General features: G+C 48.3%; 22 protein-coding genes and 2 tRNA genes. 20 read left to right on the top strand and 4 right to left on the bottom strand.

Features of this window, described 5'->3' with window-relative positions; genetic code table 11:
- Positions 1-296 precede the first annotated feature (296 nt).
- Positions 297-1,235, top strand: a complete 939-nt coding sequence (gene mdh, locus ACMHKJ_RS06730; RefSeq protein WP_067366007.1) for a malate dehydrogenase — start codon at positions 297-299, stop codon at positions 1,233-1,235.
- A gap of 93 nt (positions 1,236-1,328) precedes the next feature.
- Here mdh and ACMHKJ_RS06725 read toward each other — a convergent pair whose 3' ends face one another.
- Positions 1,329-1,595: a helix-turn-helix domain-containing protein gene (locus tag ACMHKJ_RS06725; protein WP_413492701.1), complete on the bottom strand. Its 267-nt coding sequence runs from the start codon at positions 1,593-1,595 to the stop codon at positions 1,329-1,331.
- Positions 1,596-2,178: 583 nt separating this feature from the next.
- On the opposite strand from ACMHKJ_RS06725, the gene ACMHKJ_RS06720 reads away from it, so the two are divergent.
- The gene (locus tag ACMHKJ_RS06720; protein ID WP_413492700.1) at positions 2,179-2,571 is read left to right on the top strand and encodes a DNA-binding protein; all 393 of its coding nucleotides are present in this window, start codon (positions 2,179-2,181) and stop codon (positions 2,569-2,571) included.
- A 38-nt stretch (positions 2,572-2,609) separates the two neighbouring features.
- On the opposite strand, the gene ispB is transcribed toward ACMHKJ_RS06720, so the two are convergent.
- Positions 2,610-3,581, bottom strand: a complete 972-nt coding sequence (ispB, locus tag ACMHKJ_RS06715) for an octaprenyl diphosphate synthase (RefSeq protein ID WP_413492699.1) — start codon at positions 3,579-3,581, stop codon at positions 2,610-2,612.
- Positions 3,582-3,840: 259 nt separating this feature from the next.
- Between ispB and rplU the strand changes: the two genes are divergently transcribed.
- From rplU to cgtA, 3 genes are all read left to right on the top strand, one after another.
- Entirely contained in the window at positions 3,841-4,149 is a 309-nt protein-coding gene (gene rplU, locus ACMHKJ_RS06710; protein ID WP_067366017.1) for a 50S ribosomal protein L21, read from the top strand.
- Between the two features lie 19 nt (positions 4,150-4,168).
- Positions 4,169-4,429 carry a 50S ribosomal protein L27 gene (rpmA, locus tag ACMHKJ_RS06705; protein ID WP_067406960.1) on the top strand — a complete coding sequence of 87 codons (261 nt, stop codon included), beginning with the start codon at positions 4,169-4,171 and terminating at the stop codon, positions 4,427-4,429.
- Positions 4,430-4,557: 128 nt separating this feature from the next.
- Complete coding sequence (cgtA, locus tag ACMHKJ_RS06700) at positions 4,558-5,736, top strand: Obg family GTPase CgtA (RefSeq protein WP_413492698.1); 1,179 nt, start codon at positions 4,558-4,560, stop codon at positions 5,734-5,736.
- Positions 5,737-6,444: 708 nt separating this feature from the next.
- Here the strand turns inward: cgtA and dacB are convergent.
- On the bottom strand, positions 6,445-7,887 hold the full coding sequence (gene dacB / locus ACMHKJ_RS06695; RefSeq protein WP_413492697.1) for a serine-type D-Ala-D-Ala carboxypeptidase: 1,443 nt from the start codon (positions 7,885-7,887) through the stop codon (positions 6,445-6,447).
- A gap of 297 nt (positions 7,888-8,184) precedes the next feature.
- Between dacB and greA the strand changes: the two genes are divergently transcribed.
- Entirely contained in the window at positions 8,185-8,661 is a 477-nt protein-coding gene (gene greA / locus ACMHKJ_RS06690; protein WP_413492696.1) for a transcription elongation factor GreA, read from the top strand.
- Positions 8,662-8,908: 247 nt separating this feature from the next.
- Here the strand turns inward: greA and yhbY are convergent, their stop codons facing one another.
- The gene (gene yhbY, locus ACMHKJ_RS06685; protein ID WP_413492695.1) at positions 8,909-9,202 is read right to left on the bottom strand and encodes a ribosome assembly RNA-binding protein YhbY; all 294 of its coding nucleotides are present in this window, start codon (positions 9,200-9,202) and stop codon (positions 8,909-8,911) included.
- 159 nt (positions 9,203-9,361) lie between these two features.
- On the opposite strand from yhbY, the gene rlmE reads away from it, so the two are divergent.
- From rlmE to pnp, 14 genes are all read left to right on the top strand, one after another.
- On the top strand, positions 9,362-9,991 hold the full coding sequence (gene rlmE / locus ACMHKJ_RS06680; RefSeq protein WP_150384874.1) for a 23S rRNA (uridine(2552)-2'-O)-methyltransferase RlmE: 630 nt from the start codon (positions 9,362-9,364) through the stop codon (positions 9,989-9,991).
- A 48-nt stretch (positions 9,992-10,039) separates the two neighbouring features.
- Entirely contained in the window at positions 10,040-11,983 is a 1,944-nt protein-coding gene (gene ftsH, locus ACMHKJ_RS06675; protein ID WP_413492694.1) for an ATP-dependent zinc metalloprotease FtsH, read from the top strand.
- Positions 11,984-12,131: 148 nt separating this feature from the next.
- Positions 12,132-12,980 (top strand): dihydropteroate synthase, encoded by an 849-nt coding sequence (folP, locus tag ACMHKJ_RS06670; protein WP_413492693.1) that lies wholly within the window; start codon positions 12,132-12,134, stop codon positions 12,978-12,980.
- Positions 12,973-14,307 (top strand): phosphoglucosamine mutase, encoded by a 1,335-nt coding sequence (glmM, locus tag ACMHKJ_RS06665; protein ID WP_413492692.1) that lies wholly within the window; start codon positions 12,973-12,975, stop codon positions 14,305-14,307. The genes folP and glmM overlap by 8 nt, the downstream gene beginning before the upstream one ends.
- Before the next feature lie 283 nt (positions 14,308-14,590).
- On the top strand, positions 14,591-14,935 hold the full coding sequence (gene secG / locus ACMHKJ_RS06660; protein ID WP_067366043.1) for a preprotein translocase subunit SecG: 345 nt from the start codon (positions 14,591-14,593) through the stop codon (positions 14,933-14,935).
- An 82-nt stretch (positions 14,936-15,017) separates the two neighbouring features.
- Positions 15,018-15,107 (top strand) — tRNA-Leu (locus ACMHKJ_RS06655).
- A gap of 58 nt (positions 15,108-15,165) precedes the next feature.
- Positions 15,166-15,242, top strand: a tRNA-Met gene (locus ACMHKJ_RS06650).
- Between the two features lie 203 nt (positions 15,243-15,445).
- Complete coding sequence (gene rimP / locus ACMHKJ_RS06645; protein ID WP_067422415.1) at positions 15,446-15,898, top strand: ribosome maturation factor RimP; 453 nt, start codon at positions 15,446-15,448, stop codon at positions 15,896-15,898.
- 26 nt (positions 15,899-15,924) lie between these two features.
- Entirely contained in the window at positions 15,925-17,436 is a 1,512-nt protein-coding gene (nusA, locus tag ACMHKJ_RS06640; RefSeq protein ID WP_413492691.1) for a transcription termination factor NusA, read from the top strand.
- A 21-nt stretch (positions 17,437-17,457) separates the two neighbouring features.
- Positions 17,458-20,193 carry a translation initiation factor IF-2 gene (infB, locus tag ACMHKJ_RS06635; protein WP_413492690.1) on the top strand — a complete coding sequence of 912 codons (2,736 nt, stop codon included), beginning with the start codon at positions 17,458-17,460 and terminating at the stop codon, positions 20,191-20,193.
- Between the two features lie 74 nt (positions 20,194-20,267).
- Entirely contained in the window at positions 20,268-20,678 is a 411-nt protein-coding gene (gene rbfA, locus ACMHKJ_RS06630) for a 30S ribosome-binding factor RbfA (RefSeq protein ID WP_067366049.1), read from the top strand.
- Entirely contained in the window at positions 20,678-21,634 is a 957-nt protein-coding gene (gene truB / locus ACMHKJ_RS06625) for a tRNA pseudouridine(55) synthase TruB (RefSeq protein ID WP_413492689.1), read from the top strand. Before rbfA ends, truB begins: the two co-directional genes overlap by 1 nt.
- A 123-nt stretch (positions 21,635-21,757) precedes the next feature.
- A complete protein-coding gene (gene rpsO, locus ACMHKJ_RS06620) occupies positions 21,758-22,027 on the top strand; it encodes a 30S ribosomal protein S15 (protein WP_067366054.1) in 270 nt (89 codons plus the stop codon).
- A gap of 228 nt (positions 22,028-22,255) precedes the next feature.
- Complete coding sequence (gene pnp / locus ACMHKJ_RS06615; protein WP_413492688.1) at positions 22,256-24,412, top strand: polyribonucleotide nucleotidyltransferase; 2,157 nt, start codon at positions 22,256-22,258, stop codon at positions 24,410-24,412.
- Positions 24,413-24,483 lie beyond the last annotated feature (71 nt).

Raw genomic sequence — 24,483 nt, 5'->3', positions numbered from 1 at the left:
TGGTTTATCCCCATAGGTAAAGGTAATGTTAATCAAATGATGTTGTTAGCAGTCGTTCATTGATATATTAATGAGAGTGGTCATAAGTGCGTTTAAAGTAAAATAATTGTCAGAATAGTGCCCCTTATCTCATTAACAGATAAGCGATTTGTTTAGAATAACGTCACTATAGACAAACAGATTTAAATGCGTGAATATGCAATCAGTCTGTTAAAATATTGTATTTTCAGCCCTCATGCACTGATTCGTGCCAGGCACTGAATCGGTGCTCACAGTTCCAAGTCAAGGAGTATCAGATGAAAGTTGCAGTTCTCGGAGCAGCAGGTGGTATTGGTCAGGCACTCGCCCTTCTTCTTAAAACCCAACTTCCTTCAGGCTCAGATCTTGCCTTATATGATATTGCGCCGGTCACTCCCGGAGTGGCGAAAGATCTCAGCCATATCCCGACAGATGTCCGTATCACCGGGTTCGCCGGTGAAGACCCGACACCGGCATTAGAAGGTGCGGATATTGTGCTGATTTCTGCCGGTGTTGCCCGCAAACCGGGAATGGATCGCTCTGATCTGTTCAATATCAATGCGGGGATCGTTCGTAACCTGGTCGAAAAAGTGGCAAAAACCTGCCCGAAAGCATTGATTGGAATCATCACTAATCCGGTTAACACCACAGTGGCGATTGCAGCAGAAGTACTGAAAAAAGCCGGTGTGTATGACAAAAACCGTCTGTTTGGTGTAACCACGCTGGATATTATCCGTTCCAACACATTTGTGGCTGAACTGAAAGGGAAAAAGCCACAGGAGCTGGAAGTCCCGGTCATTGGCGGACACTCAGGTGTTACTATTCTGCCGCTGCTGTCACAAATTCCGGGTGTCAGCTTCAGTGATGCTGAGATTGACAGTCTGACCAGGCGCATCCAGAACGCCGGTACAGAAGTTGTGGAAGCTAAAGCAGGTGGCGGGTCTGCAACACTTTCTATGGGTCAGGCAGCGACACGTTTCGGTTTATCTCTGGTGCGCGCAATGCAGGGTGAAAGCAATGTGGTGGAGTGTACCTATACCGAAGGTGACGGCAAATATGCGCGTTTCTTCGCTCAACCTGTGGTATTAGGGAAAAACGGGGTTGAAAAACGTTTGGATATCGGTTCACTCAGTGCATACGAGGAAAAAGCCCTGAATGGTATGCTCGATGTTCTGAAAGCGGATATTGCGCTCGGTGAGAAATTTATTAACAGTTAAATTAGTCGAATAGTTGTATTTGTTTTTTTGAATCGTAAATAAAACCGCTAATAATGATTAGCGGTTTTATTGTTTTATAACTATATATAAAAATTAATTAGTTATCTTCTCTCTTATTTTCCTATCTAATAATTCACCTGTGATAGAATTAAAATAACGGCTGGGCCATATCTCAGACGGATGGACTGCAAGAAAGTTTGCAATGATCCATTCTCCTTTAGGCCACGGGCGCGAAAGGGCGTTTGCAAGTGTTGAGGAGCTGAGTCCGGCTCCCCGGGATAGCGCGGCCAGGGTTGTCCCCCGTTTTTTCAGCGATGCGATAATATCGGCAGGGTGCCAGTCGGATTTACCGGAATCCATATATTGAGTCCTTTTTATTTTAGATTAATGTCGTGTTAGTGGTATAAATAACGGGTCGCTATCACATTAAAGGTGAACCAAATTCGTTATTAAGAAAATAAAATACCATTATTTTTCTAAATATTTTCTTAAATTTTTTCTTAAAAATATCTTTTTTGAACTCTGTTACAGAATTAAGAAACAGAATGAAAATGTGTAGGCAGCACAAAGGAAATGACCGCGGTAAGCATATTTACTTACTTAACATAAGGAGCTTGTTGATGAAACGAAAGAGATTTTTACCTGTTGTCAGGCATGATGCGTCAGAGAGGACACCGGGTCGGGTATCATTTTCTGATCTATTTTCATTACACGAATGATTTACAGTGTTTAGGTTGAAAAATGCCGACTATTCATAAAAAGGTGATGTTTTATCCTTGCGTTTGTCAAATAATGTCGAATAATTTGGTGTTTATCCAGAAACTGTTAAAAAATTCAGTGTAACTAACGCATTTGTCATTTTTGGGAAAGTACTTGGCAAACTGACTACGTTTTAACACTTGGAGAGCCAGTTTTTTGCTGAAAATGGGTTGCAGGAGAAAAGATGAAAAAAGAATGGTATTCCGCGAAGGAATTGGTTGGTTTGGCGGGTTTGCCATCATCTCCTCAAGGTGTCAACCTGATGGCGAGACGGGAAAGCTGGCATCAGCGGCGTAAACGCGGCGTGCAGGGTAAAGCGGTTGAATACAGCGTGGATAGCCTGCCGGATGAAGTTCAGGCTATTTTGCATGCATGCGATAACAGTGCAAGTTACCAGGCGAAGCGGCAGGATGCGTTTCTGATATGGGTGGAAGCCTATTATCAGCTGACCCGCGAGGAGCGGGAGAAAATTGTGACATTTATCCTGCGGGAAGGGCTGGCTCAGTTGATCCAGCATCTCGATGCACATGAGCTTCATCTTCCGGGGAACCGGGAGCAGGACGAAAAGCCGGAATAGTAAAACGGGATCCTCAAAAGGATCCCGTTTGCTTATGGTCAGGCGGAGCGGCGTACTGCGATATGCGCAAGGCCTGCCAGTGCGGCTTTATAAGGTGAATCCGGCAATAAGGATAACGCGGCAATAGCTTTGTCCGCTTCTTCTTCAGCCCGGTTATAGGTATATGTCAGGGAGCCGCAACGTTTCATCGTGGCGAGAACCGCCTCCAGCAGATGACGCCCGTTACCCTGCTCAATGGCCTGACGGATAAGTGCGGACTCTTCCGGTGTGCCGTTATGCATGGCATGAAGCAGCGGAAGCGTGGGTTTACCTTCATCCAGGTCATCACCGGTATTTTTACCGAGTGTCGTATTATCTGCATCATAATCCAGCACATCATCAATCAGCTGAAATGCGGTACCGAGATAACGGCCGTAATTCTGAAGGGCAATTTCCTGTTCCGGTGTGGCACCGGCCAGGATCGCGGCAGATTGTGAAGCGGCTTCAAACAAACGGGCCGTTTTACTGTAGATAACCTGCATGTAGTCCGCTTCGCTTACCCCCGGATTATTGCAGTTCATCAGTTGCAGTACTTCACCTTCCGCGATCACGTTCGTGGCTTCTGCCATCAGCTTCAGGACGCGCATGGAATCGAGATCCGTCATCATCTGAAACGATCGTGTGTAGATAAAATCACCGACCAGCACGCTTGCGGCGTTGCCGAACACTTCATTTGCCGTCTGTTTACCACGGCGCATATCCGATTCGTCCACCACATCATCATGCAGCAGTGTTGCAGTATGGATGAACTCGATCAATGCGGCGACCTGAATATGTTTGTCACCTGTGTATCCCAGAGCCCTGCCGGTCAGTACAGCGATCATCGGGCGGATCCTTTTCCCTCCGCCGCTGATAATGTAATAACCCAGTTGGTTGATAAGTGATACGTCTGAGGTTAACTGTTTTTGAATCTTTTGATTGACTGCGGTCATATCATCAGCAGTCAGCGCGATTATTTGTTCTGAGTTCATGATACTGGCTTTAACCTTGTTTTTGACATCCCGATCAAAGGTAATGGTTTATGATAGCAGTGTTTTTTGCCCTTTATGATTGTACTGTAAAAAAGGTTCAAATAAACGGCTATCTGCAAAGTGACGTTTTTTTCCTATTAGATCGGTTTCAGCTCTTGTCATTAGCAGCGTTTTTGCGTAAAATCCGCGCCCTATGTGAATAATTTTATAGTGCACTCTCAGAATCAAATTTATGGGGTGTGCGGAAAGCGGAGTTTATATGTACGCGGTTTTCCAAAGTGGTGGTAAACAACACCGGGTCAGCGAAGGTCAAATCGTTCGCTTGGAAAAGCTGGACATCGCAACAGGTGAAACTGTTGAGTTTGACCAGGTTCTGATGATTGCAAATGGTGAAGACATCAAGATCGGCGCTCCAGTCGTTGAAGGTGTTACAATCAAAGCTGAAGTGGTTACACACGGTCGTGGCGATAAAATTAAAATCGTTAAATTCCGTCGTCGTAAACACAGCCGGAAACAGCAGGGCCACCGTCAGTGGTTCACTGATGTTAAAATCACCGGTATCGCTTAAGAATTAGGAGAGCAGATCAATGGCACACAAAAAGGCTGGCGGCTCGACTCGAAACGGTCGCGATTCCGAAGCAAAACGTCTGGGTGTAAAACGTTTCGGTGGTGAAGCTATCTTAGCAGGCAGCATCATCGTTCGTCAGCGTGGTACTAAGTTCCACGCCGGCATTAACGTAGGTTGCGGTCGCGACCACACTCTGTTCGCATTAGCAGACGGAAAAGTAAAATTCGAAGTTAAAGGCCCGAAAAACCGTAAATATATCAGCATCGAAGCTGCTGAATAAGTTTTTCACGTCTTAACCGAGTCCGAAGCCCTGCAAACCTTTTTGCAGGGCTTTTTATATGCGTAAAACGTCATCCCTGGGCATACGGACCCGATAGTCCGGACACGGCAACGTTACGGAGAAAAATAATGAAATTTGTAGATGAAGCGAAGATCCTGGTCGTGGCAGGAGATGGCGGTAATGGTTGCGTCAGCTTCCGCCGCGAAAAATATATTCCGAGAGGCGGGCCTGATGGCGGAGATGGCGGCGACGGTGGTGATGTTTACCTCGAAGCCGATGAAAATCTCAATACCCTGATTGATTACCGTTTCGAAAATTCGTTCCGTGCAGAGCGGGGACAAAACGGACAAAGTCGTGACTGTACCGGCAGACGCAGCAGTGATGTCTTTATTCATGTGCCTGTAGGTACCCGTATCCGTGACACGGCGACCAATGAGGTATTGGGCGACATGTTGCAGCACGGACAGCGTCTGATGGTTGCCAAAGGCGGATATCACGGCCTGGGCAATGCCCGCTTTAAATCCTCCGTCAACCGGGCACCACGTCAGCGTACCATGGGAACGCCTGGTGAAACCCGCGAACTGATGATGGAACTGATGTTGCTGGCTGATGTGGGCATGCTGGGTATGCCGAATGCCGGTAAATCCACGTTTATCCGCTCTGTCTCTGCGGCGAAGCCAAAAGTAGCGGATTATCCGTTTACTACCCTGGTACCAAGCCTGGGTGTGGTACGGATGGATAACTCACAGAGTTTTGTGGTTGCCGATATTCCCGGGCTGATTGAAGGCGCATCCGACGGCGCAGGCCTCGGTATCCGCTTCCTGAAGCATCTGGAGCGCTGCCGCGTTCTTTTGCACCTCATTGATATTTTCCCGGTTGATGAAAGTGATCCGGTTGAAAATGCGAAGATCATTGTGGGTGAGCTGGAGAAATACAGCGAAAAACTGGCTGAAAAGCCACGTTGGTTAGTCTTCAACAAAATTGATCTTGTGGATCCGGAAGAAGCGAAAGCGCGCGCTCAGGCGATCGCTGATGCGCTGGGCTGGGAAGATAAGTTCTATATGATCTCTGCGGTGAATCACGAGGGCGTGAAAGCACTATGCTGGGATCTGATGGAATTCCTGAATACGCATGCGCGTGAAGCTGCGGAAGCCGCCGTTGTTGTTGTTGATGCGAAAGTCGATTTCATGTGGGATGATTACCACAAGGAACAACTTGAGCAGGCAGACGATCTGACTGATGACCTGGACGATGATGACTGGGATGAAGATGATGAAGAAGGTATCGAATTCATCTACCAGAAATAATATCCTGAGTGATAAGAAACCCGGTGCTGATGCCCCGGGTTTTTTTATGCCCGGATAAAGCCGGTATGAACGTATTTTTATTTATAATAATCAGAAAAATAAGAGCATGCTAATTTCTTAAAAGGAGGTTTTTTTTGCATGGAGCTACACCCGGATAAAACCGGTATAAGTCGTTTATTGAAAAGATTATCTACCGATATTTTATGCGTAAAGTCACATCATTATGGGTAATGATTATCCCCCGAAGGTTAATTATTCAGAGATTAATCTATTTTCATATGTTGATTTTTATATATTTATTTTGTATTAAATGAGTAGCTTATTTCATCATACAATTAAAATTTATTTTTCATGCCATTAAAAGGTATCATTACTATTATCAGGTGCCAGATTATATTGATAACTATACCCTTATTCATTCAAACTGCAGGTTCGTTGGCTACGCTCAGCCAGCCGGGTCACATACTGATGTATGCTCCCCGTCTATCTTCTCTTGCCGCCTGCCTGCATCTTGAATGACGTTGGGTATATATTATTATAGTGATTTGTCAATAAGTTGTATTTATAAATCAGTTACGTATAACGACCTGTTTTTTTTAATCTTTAGTGTGTTGTTTGCTGAATAAAATTACAGCGTTATAAATTATTATAAAATAGTATTAAGTATCCCTGATAATGCAGGGATACTTAATTATACGCAGACTACGATTAATAGTTACGGTAGAGATCTTTATACAAATGACCTTCAAACCGGACCAGCGGTACACGACGGCTGCGCTGCTGAGCAGGCGGAACGGCATAAGCCGAGATAAATTGCACGAATGCAATACGCTGCCCGCTGGCGGTAGTCAGGAACCCTGCCAGATTATAAACGCCCTGTAAGGAACCTGTTTTGGCAGAAAGCTTGCCGTTTACTCCCGCTTCTGTCAGACCGCCCCGGTATTGCAGCGTTCCGTCATAACCTGATAGCGGAAGCATTTTGATAAATTGCAGCTGATCATCATGTTTGGCTATAAATTGCAGCGCATCCATCATTGTCGCAGGTGTTATCAGGTTATGGCGCGATAATCCGGAGCCATCAACCATCACCGTATTGCCCATGTCGATTCCGGCTTTCTCTTTCAGAATATGTCGTACAGCTTCCTGACCAGAGCGCCAGGTGCCCGGCACGCCATAATAACTGCGCCCGATTGTCCGGAAAACTTCATCGGCAATCATGTTATCGGATTTTTTCAGCATTTTTGTCAGCAGATCATGCAGCGGCACAGATTGTGCCTGTGCCAGCACGGTGCCCGGCTGATCCGGATGTGTCTGACGGCGGACATTGCCGCTCAGTGTGATCCCGGCTTGTATCAGCTCATTTTTTACTATTGCCCCGGCATAGCTTGCGCCGTTTTGCACACCAAAGGCCAGCGGCAGAGGTTCACTGCGCTGGTTCATACAGCCGGTGACGGTATAGCGGTTCAGTTCGCCCGGAACGACATCCAGCTCGCAAAAGCGGGCCTCCGCAGAACCGCGCTCCAGGGTTTTTACTTCACTGAACATGGTGACAGGATAGTAACTTGCCGTACGGATAGTCGCGATATCGCCGGGTTTTTCACCAGGGTAAAGCGTGACCGAAAAGCAGTTTCGGTCAATAATTGCCGCACCCGGAGGGGCACTGAAGCATTGTGTCAGGTCATTCCACACCCAGCCCGGCGCTTTGTCATGGCTGGCGTACGCGGAGATATCAATCACCAAATCGCCCTGAATAGTCTGTACACCTGCTTTACGCAACTCATTGACCATATTGCGGATCTGCTGGCGGGTTAGTGTCGGATCCCCTGTAAAACGGGTGATTAAATCCCCTTGCAATGTATTGCCGTTCAGCTGTCCTTTGGTTTCCATGGTAGTAATAAAACGGAAGTCCGACCCCAGTTGCAGGAGGGCGGCAAGCGCAGTGACCACTTTCTGGGTGCTGGCAGGCATTGCCATTTGCTGACCCTGATACTCGACAATAGGCTGTGAATCCCCCACGCGCTGCGCGATCAGAGCCAGGTTTGTACCTGCCGGCAGATATTGGGTATATTGTTCAACCGGGGTGGCCGGTGCGTTACCGGTAAGTAATACAGACAATCCCATCACATAAGCTGTCCGGGTAAAAAAGTTCATTGAGCGACCTATCCATCACAATCCGGGTTGAGAAGCCGTTATACTAAAGCCCCGGGCCGGTAAAAGTAAACGATGACCGACACTGCACACCGGGATAGAATGCCGGGTACGGATTTCAGTACAGCCCGCGCATATAACGCGTTACAGTGCTGATAACGTCCGCATTACGATGACAGTATCAGCGCAAATTTACACGGTTTTACTTAATAGTAGTGTGCCACACATGGCGCATAAGGTACTGTTATCGTTTAATCAGGATGATATGAATATTACTTAGGAATGATTCAGAGGTAGAGAATGAAACAAGTCCCTATGACGGTCCGCGGCGCAGACCAACTGCGTGAAGAATTAGAATTTCTGAAAAATGAGCGCCGTCCGAAAATTATCGCCGATATCGCGGAAGCCCGCGCGCACGGTGATCTGAAAGAAAATGCAGAATACCACGCTGCCCGTGAACAACAGGGTTTTTGTGAAGGCCGCATTCAGGAGATTGAAGCTAAACTCTCCAACGTGCAGGTGATCGATATCACAAAAATCACTAATAACGGCCGGATTATTTTTGGTGCCACAGTCACTGTACTGAATGTCACCACGGATGAAGAACTGACTTACCGTATCGTGGGTGATGATGAAGCGGATATCAAAGCAAATCTGCTCTCAGTCAACTCACCGATTGCCCGCGGGCTGATTGGGAAAGAAGTCGATGATGCTGTCGTTATTCAGACGCCGGGCGGTGAAGTTGAGTTTGAAGTTCTTAAGGTGGAATACCTGTAAGTCTTGTTGTTCAGCAGGCCGGATGACGGTTGCCGGAACGATATTTCATAATTCGGGTATCTCATGCAGAAAAGGCACTGAGGTGCTTTTTTACTGAACTTTACATTTCAGAAGACGACACCGGAACAGATGGAAATCACATAGGTTGCCGGACGGATGATGAAGAAAACGTAAAAGGAATGCCACCAACAAGATGATATATTCAGAAATCTTCTGTTGGTGGCATTTTTTTATAAATATGCAATTATCATTTAGGTAGAATGATCTTCCGTGTTTCTGACGGACGATACAGTACCAGGATCTTACCGATAATTTGCACATTGTACGCACGGGTCTCGCGCACAATCGCATCAGCTATCAATGCTTTCATTTCGCGGTCTTCGCCCGCGATTTTAACTTTGATAAGCTCGTGATGTGTAAGAGCGACTTCAGTTTCTGCGAGAACGCCTTCAGTCAGTCCGTTGTTGCCAATCATGACAACCGGATTTAAATGATGCGCGAGCGCTTTCAGGTGCTGGACTTGCTTTTTAGTGAGGTTCATTGTTTTTTTTACTTAATAACTATTGAAAACGGTGTATTCTACCGCCATATCATGCTTATCACCATCATTAGGTGAGAGGTATTATTCGCGGTAATCGCAGTTTACGTATCGTTAAGCGAAAAAACTGAGTCAGAAATAACAGGTTAGTCGGAAATCACAATGGCCAATAAAAAACGTTCAGCAAGCTCCAGTCGCTGGTTGCAGGAACACTTTAGTGATAAATATGTCCTGCAGGCGCAAAAAAAGGGGCTTCGCTCTCGTGCCTGGTTTAAGCTCGAAGAGATTCAGCAGGGCGACAATATTTTTAAACCGGGTATGACTATTGTGGATCTGGGTGCCGCCCCCGGCGGTTGGTCACAATATGCTGTAAATCACATAGGTCAGTCCGGGCGGGTAATTGCCTGTGACCTGTTACCGATGGATCCTATCGTCGGTGTTGATTTCCTTCAGGGAGATTTTCGTGATGAAAACGTGCTCAATGCTCTACTGGGGCGCGTTGGTGACAAAAAAGTCCAGGTTGTTATGTCAGATATGGCACCAAATATGAGCGGAACACCAGCAGTTGATATTCCGCGCGCGATGTACCTGGTTGAGCTGGCGCTTGATATGTGCCGGTCTGCTCTGGCACCGGGGGGTAGTTTGATTATCAAAGTCTTTCAGGGAGATGGCTTTGATCAATACCTCCGGGATGTTCGTTCCCTGTTCACCAAAGTGAAAGTCCGTAAACCCGATGCTTCGCGGGCCCGATCGCGTGAAGTATACATTGTAGCGACAGGGTGGAAAGTGTAGTACCCTGTGCTTTATTTGTTAACACAGATGTAAAAAGAGGTTAATCCCTTGAGTGACATGGCGAAAAACCTAATTCTCTGGCTGGTCATCGCAGTTGTGCTGATGTCTTTGTTTCAGAGTTTTGGCCCAGGCGATTCAAACAGTCGTAAGGTGGACTACTCTACCTTTATCACTGAGTTAGCACAGGATCAGGTGCGCGAAGTTCGTATTTCCAATCGTGATCTTAACGTCTCTAAAAAAGACGGCTCAAAATACACCACATATTTGCCGATGCAGGATAACCAACTGCTGAACACCATGCTGAACAAAAACGTCAGCGTAGTGGGCGAACCACCTGAAGAACCGGGGATTCTGACCACTATCTTCATTTCGTGGTTCCCGATGCTGCTGTTAATTGGTGTCTGGATCTTCTTCATGCGCCAGATGCAGGGCGGTGGCGGAAAAGGTGCGATGTCCTTCGGTAAAAGCAAGGCGCGCATGCTGACAGAAGATCAGGTGAAAACCACTTTTGCAGATGTGGCCGGTTGTGATGAAGCCAAAGAGGAAGTGGGCGAGCTGGTGGAATACCTGCGCGAACCAAGCCGCTTCCAGAAACTCGGTGGTAAAATTCCGACAGGTATCCTGATGGTGGGACCTCCGGGTACCGGTAAAACGCTGCTGGCAAAAGCTATCGCCGGTGAAGCGAAAGTACCGTTCTTTACTATTTCCGGCTCTGATTTCGTTGAAATGTTTGTGGGCGTGGGTGCATCCCGTGTCCGTGATATGTTTGAACAGGCGAAAAAAACGGCACCTTGTATCATCTTTATCGATGAAATAGATGCGGTTGGTCGTCAGCGCGGAGCAGGTCTGGGCGGGGGTCACGATGAACGTGAACAAACCCTGAACCAGATGCTGGTAGAGATGGATGGTTTCGAAGGTAACGAAGGTATTATCGTTATTGCAGCAACTAACCGTCCTGATGTGCTTGACCCTGCATTACTGCGTCCGGGCCGTTTCGACCGTCAGGTCGTGGTCGGTCTGCCGGATGTGCGCGGGCGTGAGCAAATCCTGAAAGTTCACATGCGTCGTGTTCCGTTAGCGCCGGATGTTGAGCCATCAGTACTGGCGCGCGGTACACCAGGCTTCTCAGGTGCAGATCTTGCCAACCTGGTGAACGAAGCGGCATTGTTCGCGGCACGCGGTAACAAGCGTGTGGTGACAATGAACGAATTCGAAAAAGCCAAAGATAAAATTATGATGGGTGCTGAACGTCGCTCCATGGTGATGACAGAAGCGCAAAAAGCGTCGACTGCCTACCACGAAGCCGGACATGCCATTATCGGTCGCCTGGTTCCGGAGCATGATCCTGTCCATAAAGTGACGATTATTCCGCGCGGACGTGCGCTGGGTGTGACATTCTTCCTACCGGAAGGTGATCAGATCAGTGCCAGCCGTCAGAAACTCGAAAGTCAGATTTCTACTCTGTACGGTGGCCGTCTGGCTGAAGAAATCATTTACGGGCCGGAACATGTCTCAACAGGCGCATCAAATGATATCAAAGTGGCAACTAACATTGCCCGCAGCATGGTGACACAGTGGGGCTTCTCAGAAAAACTGGGACCGTTACTGTATGCGGATGAAGAAGGTGAAGTGTTCTTAGGCCGCTCTATGTCGAAAGCACAGCACATGTCTGATGAAACCGCCCGGACCATCGATGAGGAAATCCGTGAGTTAGTCGGGCGCAACTATAAACGTGCCCGCCAGATCCTGATGGATAACTTAGATGTTCTGCACACCATGAAAGATGCATTAATGAAGTATGAAACCATTGATGCACCACAGATTGATGACCTGATGAACCGCGTAGAAGTGCGTGAGCCTGCCGGTTGGGAAGGTGATAAGCCGAAAGCGGATACCCGTCCGCCGGAAAGCAGCAACCAGGTACCGGTTCAGGAAAATACCGGTTCTGATGATGCGGATGTGCAATCGTCTGAAAACGATAAGCAGCCTTAATCATCACCATGGTTGTATCAACGGTATAAATTTTTGTAACAAAAACCCGGCGGAAACATCAGCCGGGTTTTTTTATGTCTTTATCCCGCCGGGGTCAGGCATTACAATCTGTTTATGTATTGATTAAAAATAGTAAGAAGGCCGGATTATGAAACTTACCGCACGCGGTCAGACACTCTCCCTGGCAACACCACAGGTGATGGGGATCCTCAATGTGACTCCTGATTCATTCTCTGACGGCGGCACACACAACACACCTGTACAAGCACTGGCACATGCCCGCCGGATGATCCTGGAAGGTGCCGCAATTATTGATATCGGTGGTGAATCAACCCGTCCGGGTGCAGCCGGGGTCAGCCCGGAGCAGGAAGCAGAACGCGTAATACCTGTTGTTGAAGCGATTGCCCGTGAATCTGATGTCTGGATTTCAGTCGATACCTCGAAAGCACTGGTTATCCGGGAAGCCGCGAAAGCCGGCGCGCATATCATCAATGATATCCGCTCATTAACAGAGCCCGGAGCACTTCAGGCAGCGGCCATAAGTGGTTTGCCTGTCTGTGTCATGCACATGCAGGGTGAGCCCCGTACAATGCAGCAGGCACCGCATTACGCGGATGTGGTGCGTGATGTTTATGCGTATCTTGACGCGCAGGTGGCACGCTGCATAGCGGCCGGTATTGAAAAAAATCACATAATTCTCGATCCGGGCTTCGGTTTTGGTAAAACTTTAGCGCATAATTACCAGCTGTTAGATAAATTAGACGAATTTCATAAACTGGGATTACCGGTTCTCGCCGGAATGTCACGTAAATCAATGATTGGTCAGCTGATGGATCTTCCCCCGGATGAACGGGTTGCCGGCAGTGTGGCTTGTGCGGTGATTGCCGCAATGAAAGGGGCACACATTATTCGTGTCCATGATGTAAAAGAGACTGTTCAGGCCATGAAAGTGGTGGAAGCGACCCGTTTAGCAAAGGAAAAAAACGATAATGAGTGAGCGCAAATATTTTGGTACTGATGGTATCCGCGGAAAAGTGGGCGACAGCCCGATTACCCCTGATTTTGTGCTCAAGCTGGGCTGGGCTGCCGGGAAAGTACTGGCGCGTCATGGTTCGCGGAAAATCATTATCGGCAAAGATACCCGTATTTCCGGTTATATGCTGGAATCCGCTCTTGAAGCCGGGCTGGCCGCGGCCGGGTTATCGGCCTCATTCACCGGCCCTATGCCGACACCGGCAGTTGCTTATCTGACCCGTACTTTCCGCGCGGAAGCTGGTATTGTTATCTCTGCATCTCATAATCCGTTTTATGATAACGGCATTAAATTTTTCTCTATCGACGGCACAAAATTACCGGATCATGTGGAAGAAGCCATTGAAGCTGAAATGGAAAAACCGCTGACCTGTGTGGAATCCGCTGAATTAGGCCGTGCAAACCGAATTGTGGATGCCGCCGGGCGCTATATTGAATTTTGCAAAGGTACTTTCCCGAACGAACAGAGCCTGAACGGGCTGAAGATGGTGATCGACTGCGCACATGGTGCGACTTATCACATTGCGCCGAATGTCCTGCGCGAGCTGGGTGCGGAAGTTATTGCTATCGGTTGTGATCCTAACGGGATCAATATCAACGAAGAGTGCGGCGCGACGGATGTCCGTCAGTTGCAGCAACGCGTTATTGCGGAAGGTGCCAGTGTCGGACTGGCGTTTGATGGTGACGGTGACCGCCTGATCATGGTCGATCACCTGGGCGAGAAAGTAGATGGTGACCAGATCCTTTACATTATTGCGCGTGAAGCGTTACGTCAGGGGCAACTGCGCGGTGGTGCGGTAGGCACACTGATGAGTAACATGGGTCTGGAGCTGGCACTGAAACAACTGGGTATCCCGTTTGAACGCGCGAAAGTCGGCGACCGCTACGTGCTGGAAAAATTGCAGGAAAAAGGCTGGCGTTTAGGTGCGGAAAACTCCGGACATATCATTTTGCTGGATAAAACCACAACTGGTGACGGGATTGTGGCAGGCCTGCAGGTACTCAGCGCCATGGTGCGCAATAATATGAGTCTGCACGACCTGTGCAGCGGCATGAAACTGCTGCCGCAGATCCTTATCAATGTCCGCTTTACCGGGCAACACGATCCGCTGTCGGCTGACGAGGTTATCCGCGTGACGCAGGAGGTTGAAAAAGAACTGAATGGCAAAGGTCGCGTGTTGTTACGTAAATCCGGTACAGAGCCGCTGATCCGCGTTATGGTGGAAGGTGAGGATGAAGCTCAGGTTACTGCGATGGCGAATCGTATCGCCGATGCGGTAAAGCGGGTGTAGTTACCTTACATTGTTTATAATGTGATAAACCCGTAATTATTATCAGGGGTATGAATGGTTTTGCCGGAAAAAATTATTGAGATTTTACGCCGGCTCTGTCAGAATCCGCCCCTTGTTGTTGTTTTTTTCCGCAACTGATGCGGCAGGCTGAAAATTGACTTGCGTGTCAGCGTTTGTTTGGTTAGTATTCTGACCCGCTCAGCAAGGTAATTCATTTTACCTGTGGGTGTGCAGATTAATACCGAATCAGTCGGTATACCGTACGGGGAACAGGTATATAGTTATGACTTTTTATACAATACTCTTGATCGTTTTTTTACTTGTTGCGATTGCCTTAGTCGGCATGGTATTGCTGCAGCAGGGTAAAGGCGCGGACATGGGTGCTTCGTTCGGTGCAGGCGCTTCTGCAACTCTGTTTGGTTCTTCAGGTTCAGGTAATTTCCTGACCCGCACGACCGGCATTTTAGGAACACTGTTTTTTGTACTGAGTTTAGTTCTGGGCAACATGACCAGCAATAAAGTCGGAACAGGCAGCAAGTTTGATAATCTCGCTGTGCCGGCGCAGACAGAACAGAAAACAGATGTACCCGTAGCACCAGCAGCACCTAACAGCGATATTCCACGCTGATTGTTGCAGGACCGGAAAGTAGTAACGTTTTAAAAACGGGATTGATATGACACCATCAGTCAGTTCCGTCAGAGTAATCAGTGCCGAGGTGGTGAAATTGGTATACACGCTACCTTGAGGTGGTAGTGCCTACAAAACAGGCGTACGGGTTCAAGTCCCGTCCTCGGCACCATTTTAGTTTGAAGCTTGCGTTTTGCAGGTGATCGGCGTAGAATTTTTCACGTTTCGAACGCGGGATGGAGCAGTCTGGTAGCTCGTCGGGCTCATAACCCGAAGGTCGTCGGTTCAAATCCGGCTCCCGCAACCACTTCTTAAAAACGAATCGTTTTTTCCTAGGTTGATTAAATCAACAACTCTTTGAAGTTATCCCCTGATTTGGAAAAGCGATTAAGAAGTGAGAAGTATACAGGGTCCAGTTGTTGCTTAAAGCCCCGAAATTTCGGGGTTTTTTGTTATAAAACAACAGAACTACTGGGCGTTATGCCCTTTTTTTATGTCCTGGGGGTGGTCTTGTCCACATTAGAGCAGAAATTAACAGAGATGGTCACAGCACCTGTCGAAGCACTCGGTTTTGAGCTTGTCGGCCTGGAATTTATTCGTGGTCGTGTCTCAACACTGCGTATTTATATTGATAGTGATGAGGGTATCACTGTTGATAATTGCGCGGACGTCAGCCATCAGGTCAGTGCCGTTCTTGATGTTGAAGATCCTATTACCGTCGTTTATAACCTTGAAGTGTCGTCTCCGGGTATGGAGCGTCCGTTATTTACGGCAGAGCATTATCAGCGGTTCACAGGTGAAGAAGCTAGTCTGACTTTACGTATCGCTATGCAGAACCGTCGCAGATGGCAGGGTATTATTAAAGCTGTTGACGGCGAAATGATCACGGTTACAGTGGATGGCAAAGACGAAGTGTTCGCACTTGGCAACATCCAGAAAGCTAACCTGGTACCCCACTTTTAATATAAAGTTCAAAAGAGGCAACTAGGATGAATAAAGAAATTCTGGCTGTTGTTGAGGCAGTTTCTAACGAAAAATCGCTTCCTCGTGAGAAAATTTTTGAAGCCCTGGAAACTGCACTGGCAACCGCCACTAAGAAAAAATACGAGCAGGAAATTGAAGTTCGTGTTTGTATTGACCGTAAAACCGGCGATTTCGACACTTTCCGTCGCTGGGTAGCAGTTGATGAAGTCACTCAGCCAACCCGTGAAATTACGCTGGAAGCGGCTGAATACGATACGCCGGGCATCCAGCTGGGTGAATATATCGAAGATCAGATTGAATCTGTTACCTTTGACCGTATCACCACTCAGACCGCCAAGCAGGTTATCGTTCAGAAAGTCCGCGAAGCAGAGCGCGCAATGGTCGTTGACCAATTTCGTCAGCATCAGGGCGAAATCATCACAGGTGTGGTGAAAAAAGTGAACCGTGAAAACATTACGCTGGATTTAGGCAGTAATGCAGAAGCAGTTATCATACGTGAAGACATGTTACCGCGTGAAAACTTCCGCCCGGGTGACCGCATCCGTGGTGTCCTGTATGATGTCCGTCCGGAAGCACGTGGCGCACAATTATTTGTGACGCGCTCCCGTCCGGAAATGTTGGTCGAATTATTTAAAATCGAAGTACCGGAAATCGGTGAAGAGATTATTGAAATTAAAGCGGCTGCCCGTGACCCCGGTTCCCGTGCTAAAATCGCGGTAAAAACCAACGACAAACGTATTGACCCGGTAGGCGCGTGTGTCGGAATGCGTGGCGCCCGTGTACAAGCCGTTTCCAGTGAACTGGGCGGGGAGCGGATTGATATCGTATTGTGGGATGATAATCCGGCACAATTCGTGATTAATGCAATGGCTCCGGCAGATGTTGCATCTATTGTGGTTGATGAAGATAACTGCACAATGGACGTTGCTGTGGAAAGCAGTAACCTTGCACAAGCCATTGGTCGTAACGGCCAGAATGTGCGTCTCGCCGCACAACTGCTGAAGAAACATCGCGATAATGACAAGTGGGAACTCAATGTCATGACCGCTGATGAACTTAACGCGAAACATCAGGCGGAAGCACACGCCTCCATTGAAACTTTTGTTAAGCATCTCGACATCGATGAAGATTTCGCCACCATATTAGTGGAAGAAGGTTTTTCCACACTGGAAGAACTGGTCTATGTGCCGGTCAGCGAACTGCTGGAAATCGACGGCCTCGATGAGGAAACAGTTGACGCCCTGCGTGAACGTGCAAAAGCCGTTTTAACAACGCTCGAACTGGCACAGAAAGAGAGCCAGTCAGGTGCAACACCGGCGGATGATTTGTTAAATCTTGAAGGCATGGACCGCACACTGGCATTTAGTTTGGCTTCTCGTGGTATTTGTACTCTTGAAGACCTTGCCGAACAGGGTATCGACGACCTGACTGATATTGAAGAACTGAATGATGAGAAAGCAGGTGTTCTCATTATGGCAGCACGTAATATCTGTTGGTTTGGCGACGATGCATCTTAATTTGTAGCGGGAAGGAGCAGCATGACAGAATCAGTAAAAACACTGGCAGATGAAATTCAGACTTCAGTAGAGCGCCTGGTACAGCAATTTGCTGATGCAGGCATTGAAAAAACTGCGTCGGATAACGTCTCTCAGCAAGAAAAAGAGGCCCTGCTGGCCCATCTGAACCGTGAACAAGGCGGGGCAAGTCAGTCGGGTAAATTAACACTTCAGCGCAAAACTCGCAGTACGTTGAGTGTTCCGGTAACCGGTGGTAAGAGTAAATCGGTTAATATTGAAGTCCGCAAAAAACGCACTTATGTCAACAGCGATACCGTAGAACAGGCGAAAGCCGCGGAAGAGCAGGCGCAGCGTGAAGCGGAAGAGCAGGCAAGACGCGAAGCTGAAGAACAGGCCCGTCGTGAAGCTGAAGAGAAAGCTAAACAGGACGCGAAAGCGAAACGTGACGCTGAAGAAAAGGCAAAACGCGAAGTGGCAGCAGCGCAGGCAACTGATAAAGCAGCAGAACCGGCTAAGCGTGAAGTAGCGGAAAAGAATAACGTGAAAGAAAATAAAACGAAATCAGCACCGGCTGATACACGGGAACACAGCGAGAAAGTACGTCGCGAAGCTGAGGCCGCTGAGTTAAAGCGTAAAGCCGAAGAAGAAATGCAACGTAAACTGGAAGCTGAAGTAAAACGTACAGCAGAAGAAACCCGTCTTCTGGCAGAACAAAATGCAGAAAAATGGTCTGCAGCTCCGGCAGGTGACGAAACTGAAAGCGCTGACTATCACACCACCACGTCTGCTCACGCCCGTGAAGCTGAAGACGAAAGTGATGCGAAAGTTGAAGGTGAAAACCGCGCCCGTACCCGTCCGGTTAAAAATGTCCGCCAGAAGAAAAATAACCGCCATTCCGAGAAAGCCGATCGCGAAGAAGCCCGTGCGCAGCAGCCACGCGGTAAGAAACAGCGTAAAGGCAGCTCACTGCAGCAGAGCTTTAACAAGCCGGTTGCAGCTGTTACCCGTGATGTGGTTATCGGCGAGACCATTACTGTCGGCGAATTAGCCAACAAAATGGCAGTGAAAGGTTCACAGGTTATTAAAACCATGATGAAGATGGGCGCTATGGCGACTATCAATCAGGTGATTGACCAGGAAACCGCTCAGCTGGTTGCCGAGGAAATGGGTCACAAAGTTATCCTGCGTCGTGAAAACGAGCTGGAAGAGGCGATTCTGAGCGACCGCGATATGGGTGAAGCATCTGCTGAGTCCCGTGCACCGGTTGTGACTATCATGGGTCACGTTGACCATGGTAAAACCTCATTACTGGATTATATCCGTTCAACGAAAGTAGCCTCCGGCGAAGCGGGTGGTATTACCCAGCATATCGGTGCTTATCACGTTAAAACGGATAAAGGCGCGATTACGTTCCTGGATACTCCGGGACACGCCGCGTTTACCTCAATGCGTGCACGTGGTGCGCAGGCAACGGATATCGTTGTTCTTGTTGTTGCGGCAGACGATGGCGTAATGCCACAAACCGTCGAAGCTATCCAGCATGCGAAAGCCGCTGGTGTGCCGGTTGTGGTTGCGGTGAACAAAATTGATAAGCCTGATGCAGATCCTGAGCGCGTAAGAAGTGAACTGTCTCAGTACGGTATCCTTTCTGAAGAATGGGGTGGTGAAAACCAGTTCATCAGTGTTTCTGCGAAGCAGGGACTGGGTATCGATGATCTGCTCGATGCTATTCTGCTCCAGGCTGAAGTTCTGGAGCTGAAAGCGGTTCGCGCAGGCATGGCCAGCGGTGTGGTTATCGAATCCTACCTTGATAAAGGTCGTGGTCCGGTTGCTACCATTCTGGTTCAGAGCGGCACCCTGAATAAGGGCGATATCGTACTGTGTGGCTTTGAATATGGCCGTATTCGTGCAATGCGCAATGAGCTGGGTCAGGATGTGACTGAAGCGGGTCCTTCTATGCCTGTCGAGATTCTGGGTCTGTCCAGCGTACCGTCAGCCGGTGATGAAGCTACAGTTGTCCGTGATGAGAAGAAAGCCCGTGAAGTGGCACTCTATCGTCAGGGGAAATTCCGTGACGTGAAACTGGCACGCCAGCAGAAATCTAAACTGGAAAACATGTTTGCGAACATGGAAAGCGGTAAGGTTTCTGAACTGAACATCGTACTGAAAACTGATGTTCAGGGTACATGTGAAGCGATTACTGAATCACTGATGAAATTGTCTACCGACGAAGTCAAAGTGAAAATTATCGGTTCCGGCGTGGGTGGTATCACCGAAACGGATGCAACACTTGCTGCGGCATCCAACGCGATTATCCTTGGCTTCAACGTCCGTGCTGATGCATCTGCACGCCGCGTAGTTGAAAGCGAAAGTGTTGACCTGCGTTATTACTCTGTAATCTATAGCCTGATTGATGAAATCAAACAGGCTATGAGCGGGATGCTGGAACCTGAGTACAGACAAGAAATTATGGGTCTGGCAGAAGTCCGTGATGTCTTCCGTTCACCTAAATTCGGTGCAATCGCCGGTTGTATGGTGACAGAAGGTAACATCAAGCGTAATAACCCAATCCGTGTTCTGCGCGACAACGTGGTTATCTATGAAGGCGAGCTGGAATCTCTGCGCCGCTTCAAAGATGACGTTGCGGAAGTCCGTAACGGGATGGAATGTGGTATCGGTGTGAAGAACTACAACGATGTTCGCCCTGGCGACATGATTGAAGTCTTCCAGATCATCGTAGTCAAACGGACTATCTGATCACCTGACGGTATTACAATACATGATATAATTGGGGGGCTTATATAGCCCCCCAAATTTTCAGGAGAGAAACTATGGCAAGAGAATTCAGCCGGTCTCAGCGCGTTTCACAGGAAATTCAGAAAGAAATTGCGATTATCCTGCAACGCGAAATTAAAGACCCCCGAGTGGGCATGGCAACAGTATCCGGTGTTGATTTATCCCGTGATATGGCTTATGCCACTGTATTTGTTACTTTTTTGAATTTTATAGGTGAAGATCATAATTCAGAACAGGTCAAATTGGGTATCAGAGTCTTAAATGATATTTCCGGTTATATCCGCTCTTTGCTCGGAAAAGAGATGCGTTTACGCATTATCCCGGAGCTTAAATTTGAATATGACAGTTCCCTTGTCGAAGGGATGCGGATGTCCAATCTCGTTTCTGATGTGATTAAACATGACGAAGATATGCGCAAATCTGCGGACGACAAAGAGGATAACTGATGGCGCGCCGTCGTCGTGGCCGTGAAATCAACGGCATTTTCCTGCTGGATAAACCGCAGGATATTTCATCAAATGATGCGCTGCAAAAGGTCCGCCGCCTTTTTAATGCCAGCAAAGCCGGGCATACCGGGGCGCTGGACCCGCTGGCGACCGGGATGTTACCGATCTGCCTGGGTGAAGCGACTAAGTTTTCTCAGTTTCTGCTCGATTCGGATAAGCGTTACCGTGTGATTGCCCGTTTAGGGCAGCGTACAGATACCTCAGATGCGCATGGTGAGGTGATAAGCGAACGCCCGCTGACTTTCACACAGGAACAGCTTGATGTTGCTCTGGATACATTCAGGGGCGATACCTTACAGGTGCCGTCCATGTATTCCGCGCTCAAACATCAGGGGCGTCCGCTGTATGAATATGCCCGCAAGGGAATAACCATTGAGCGCGAAGCCCGTCCGATCACTGTATACGAACTGCTGTTCATCCGCCGGGAAGGCGATGAGCTGGAGCTGGAAATCCATTGCTCAAAAGGCACGTATATTCGCACGATCACTGATGATCTCGGTGAAATGCTCGGCTGTGGTGCGCATGTGATTTTCCTGCGCCGTTTACAGGTGGCAACGTATCCGGCAGAACGGATGGTTACCCTGGAGCAGTTACAGGCACTGCGCAGCAATGCTGATGAAACAGAAACTCCGCTTGAAATGGTATTAGATCCGCTTTTGCTGCCGATGGATACTGCTGTGTCACATTTTCCTCAGGTTAATCTGACGGATGTGACGGCGGCTTATTTTAAGCAGGGACAGCCGGTACGGGCACAGCATGAGCTTGCTGCACAGACGTTAACGCGCGTGACGCAAGGGAATGATGCCTGCTTTATCGGTCTTGCTGTCATCAGTGATGAAGGATTGGTCGCACCGCGCCGTCTGGTGGTTGAACACATACCCGAACAGGCAGAATAAGCACCGGACGCATCTTGCGTTCAGGTGCGTTGCAGCGTAGAATAGTGCGGCAATTTCCTTGAGATGCTGAATTAGAGATCGGCACTCATTTTGTTTATCAATCAATGTATATTGGAGTTTTTTATGTCTCTAAGCACTGAAGCAACAGCGAAAATTGTCGCTGATTTTGGTCGTACTGAAAACGACACCGGTTCAAGCGAAGTTCAGATCGCGCTGCTGACTGCACAGATTAACCATCTGCAAGGTCACTTCTCAGAGCACAAAAAAGATCACCACAGCCGTCGTGGTCTGCTGCGTATGGTTGCTCAGCGTCGTAAGCTGCTGACTTACCTGAAGCGTAAAGATTTAGCTGGCTATACCTCGATTCTTGAGCGTCTTGGTCTGCGTCGCTAATTCGACAAGTTTCAGTGGAAAGGGGCCGAAGATGGCCCCTTTTCTTCTGAAAGCGGCATATCTCGCTGTTATCCGCTTACAACGACTCTTTAAATACAGCGATTCGCGCGACTAATGACAGCGCTTTCCGGCGAACGGAAAAGGCTGTCATTAGTCGCGAGGATGTATCTGAAGAGACCATTTCATCGCTTGCCCCTGCCGGGGTGAGAGACCCAGAAGGATATTATTTTGTTAAATCCGACAATTCGTAAATTCCAGTATGGTCAGCACTCTGTCACTATCGAAACCGGTATGATGGCTCGCCAGGCGACAGCTGCTGTTATGGTTAATATGGACGACACTGCGGTATTCGTTACCGTTGTTGGCCAGAAAAAAATGAAACCGGGTCAGGACTTCTTCCCGTTGACGGTTAACTATCAGGAGCGTACATATGCTGCTGGTCGTATTCCGGGAAGTTTCTTCCGTCGTGAAGGTCGTCCGGGCGAAGGCGAAACGCTGATCGCACGTCTGATTGACCGTCCGTTACGTCCTCTGTTCCCGGAAGGTTTCCTGAACGAAGTTCAGATCATTGCAACCGTTGTTTCAGTTAACCCACAGGTTAACCCTGATGTGGTCGCGATGATTGGTGCCTCTGCGGTACTGGCACTGTCCGGTATTCCGTTCAATGGCCCGATTGGTGCAGCGCGCGTTGGTTTTATCAATGACCAGTATGTGCTGAACCCGACAACTGATGAGCTGGCTGTCAGCCGCCTGAACTTGATCGTTGCCGGTACCAAAGGTGCTGTACTGATGGTTGAGTCAGAAGCTGAGCTGATGACTGAAGAACAAATGTTAGGCGCAGTCGTATTTGGTCATGAACAACAACAAGTTGTTATCGACAACATCAATGCATTAGCAGCAGAAGTCGGTAAAGACAAATGGGACTGGCAGGCAGAGCCTGTTAATCAGGTACTGCACGACCGTGTGGCTGAGCTGTCTGAAAAAGCCCTGGGTGATGCTTACCTTATCACTGAAAAACAAGAGCGTTATGCTCAGGTTAATATCATTAAAGATACAACCATCAGCGCACTGGAGCAGGATTATACTGCGCGCGGCGAAGAGCTGACCAGTGAACTGAAACATGAAGTGTCTGATATCCTGGCAGCGGTTGAGAAATCAGTTGTCCGTACCCGTGTTCTGAACGGCGAACCGCGTATCGATGGCCGTGAAAAAGATATGGTTCGTGCACTGGATGTCCGTACCGGTCTGCTGCCGCGTACCCACGGTTCTGCACTGTTCACCCGTGGTGAAACACAGGCGCTGGTTACTGCAACACTGGGTACTGCGCGTGATGCACAGACTCTCGACCAGGTTATGGGCGAGTACACTGATACCTTCTTATTCCATTACAATTTCCCTCCGTACTGCGTAGGTGAAACAGGTATGGTCGGTTCGCCTAAGCGTCGTGAAATTGGTCACGGTCGTCTGGCAAAACGCGGTGTGCTGGCTGTTATGCCATCAGCCGAAGAATTCCCGTACACCATCCGTGTGGTATCTGAAATTACAGAATCCAACGGTTCTTCTTCCATGGCATCAGTCTGTGGTGCGTCTCTGGCGCTGATGGATGCAGGTGTTCCGATTAAATCAGCTGTTGCGGGTATCGCAATGGGTCTGGTTAAAGAAGATAACAAATACGTTGTTCTGTCTGATATCCTTGGTGATGAAGATCACCTCGGCGACATGGATTTCAAAGTGGCAGGTAGCCGCGACGGGATCAGTGCTCTGCAGATGGATATCAAAATCGAAGGTATCACCAGCGAAATCATGCAGGCAGCTCTGAACCAGGCTAAAGGTGCGCGTCTGCACATACTGGGTGTCATGGAACAGGCTATCAATTCACCACGTGCTGATATTTCTCAGTTCGCGCCACGTATTCACACCATCAAGATCAGTCCGGACAAAATCAAGGATGTGATCGGTAAAGGTGGTTCTGTTATCCGTGCGCTGACTGAAGAAACCGGTACAACTATCGAAATCGAAGATGACGGTACGGTGAAAATTGCTGCAACTGACGGCGACAAAGCGAAAATGGCTATCCGTCGCATTGAAGAAATTACCGCAGAAGTTGAAGTCGGTCGTATCTACAGTGGTAAAGTTGTGCGTATCGTTGATTTCGGTGCATTCGTTGCTATCGGCGGCGGAAAAGAAGGTCTGGTGCATATTTCACAGATCGCAGACAAGCGCGTTGAAAAAGTGTCAGATTATTTACAGATGGGCCAGGAAGTTCCGGTTAAAGTACTGGAAATCGACCGTCAGGGTCGTATTCGCCTGAGCATGAAAGAAGCGGTCAGCGAAGATGCTGCACCTGCTTGTGATGCAACCCCTGATATGAATAACGCTGAATAAAATTTGACGTAAGGCATGGCGTCCTGTAAAAAGGGCGCCATTCGGCAAAAAAGCAAAAATGCACTCGGTTA

This window comes from Morganella psychrotolerans (genome assembly GCF_965118875.1).
Taxonomy (GTDB): domain Bacteria; phylum Pseudomonadota; class Gammaproteobacteria; order Enterobacterales; family Enterobacteriaceae; genus Morganella; species Morganella psychrotolerans_C.
This window is presented reverse-complemented; position numbering and strand designations above follow the sequence as displayed.

What these genes read in the sequence shown, in the direction of transcription:
- yhbY (WP_413492695.1), bottom strand. Translation starts at nt 9,202, where the DNA reads ATGAACCTCACTAAAAAGCAAGTCCAGCACCTGAAAGCGCTCGCGCAT.
- cgtA (WP_413492698.1), top strand. Translation starts at nt 4,558, where the DNA reads ATGAAATTTGTAGATGAAGCGAAGATCCTGGTCGTGGCAGGAGATGGC.
- mdh (WP_067366007.1), top strand. Translation starts at nt 297, where the DNA reads ATGAAAGTTGCAGTTCTCGGAGCAGCAGGTGGTATTGGTCAGGCACTC.
- rplU (WP_067366017.1), top strand. Translation starts at nt 3,841, where the DNA reads ATGTACGCGGTTTTCCAAAGTGGTGGTAAACAACACCGGGTCAGCGAA.
- rpsO (WP_067366054.1), top strand. Translation starts at nt 21,758, where the DNA reads ATGTCTCTAAGCACTGAAGCAACAGCGAAAATTGTCGCTGATTTTGGT.
- glmM (WP_413492692.1), top strand. Translation starts at nt 12,973, where the DNA reads ATGAGTGAGCGCAAATATTTTGGTACTGATGGTATCCGCGGAAAAGTG.
- ACMHKJ_RS06725 (WP_413492701.1), bottom strand. Translation starts at nt 1,595, where the DNA reads ATGGATTCCGGTAAATCCGACTGGCACCCTGCCGATATTATCGCATCG.
- infB (WP_413492690.1), top strand. Translation starts at nt 17,458, where the DNA reads ATGACAGAATCAGTAAAAACACTGGCAGATGAAATTCAGACTTCAGTA.
- dacB (WP_413492697.1), bottom strand. Translation starts at nt 7,887, where the DNA reads ATGAACTTTTTTACCCGGACAGCTTATGTGATGGGATTGTCTGTATTA.
- rpmA (WP_067406960.1), top strand. Translation starts at nt 4,169, where the DNA reads ATGGCACACAAAAAGGCTGGCGGCTCGACTCGAAACGGTCGCGATTCC.
- truB (WP_413492689.1), top strand. Translation starts at nt 20,678, where the DNA reads ATGGCGCGCCGTCGTCGTGGCCGTGAAATCAACGGCATTTTCCTGCTG.
- greA (WP_413492696.1), top strand. Translation starts at nt 8,185, where the DNA reads ATGAAACAAGTCCCTATGACGGTCCGCGGCGCAGACCAACTGCGTGAA.
- ACMHKJ_RS06720 (WP_413492700.1), top strand. Translation starts at nt 2,179, where the DNA reads ATGAAAAAAGAATGGTATTCCGCGAAGGAATTGGTTGGTTTGGCGGGT.
- rlmE (WP_150384874.1), top strand. Translation starts at nt 9,362, where the DNA reads ATGGCCAATAAAAAACGTTCAGCAAGCTCCAGTCGCTGGTTGCAGGAA.
- secG (WP_067366043.1), top strand. Translation starts at nt 14,591, where the DNA reads ATGACTTTTTATACAATACTCTTGATCGTTTTTTTACTTGTTGCGATT.
- rbfA (WP_067366049.1), top strand. Translation starts at nt 20,268, where the DNA reads ATGGCAAGAGAATTCAGCCGGTCTCAGCGCGTTTCACAGGAAATTCAG.
- ispB (WP_413492699.1), bottom strand. Translation starts at nt 3,581, where the DNA reads ATGAACTCAGAACAAATAATCGCGCTGACTGCTGATGATATGACCGCA.
- nusA (WP_413492691.1), top strand. Translation starts at nt 15,925, where the DNA reads ATGAATAAAGAAATTCTGGCTGTTGTTGAGGCAGTTTCTAACGAAAAA.
- folP (WP_413492693.1), top strand. Translation starts at nt 12,132, where the DNA reads ATGAAACTTACCGCACGCGGTCAGACACTCTCCCTGGCAACACCACAG.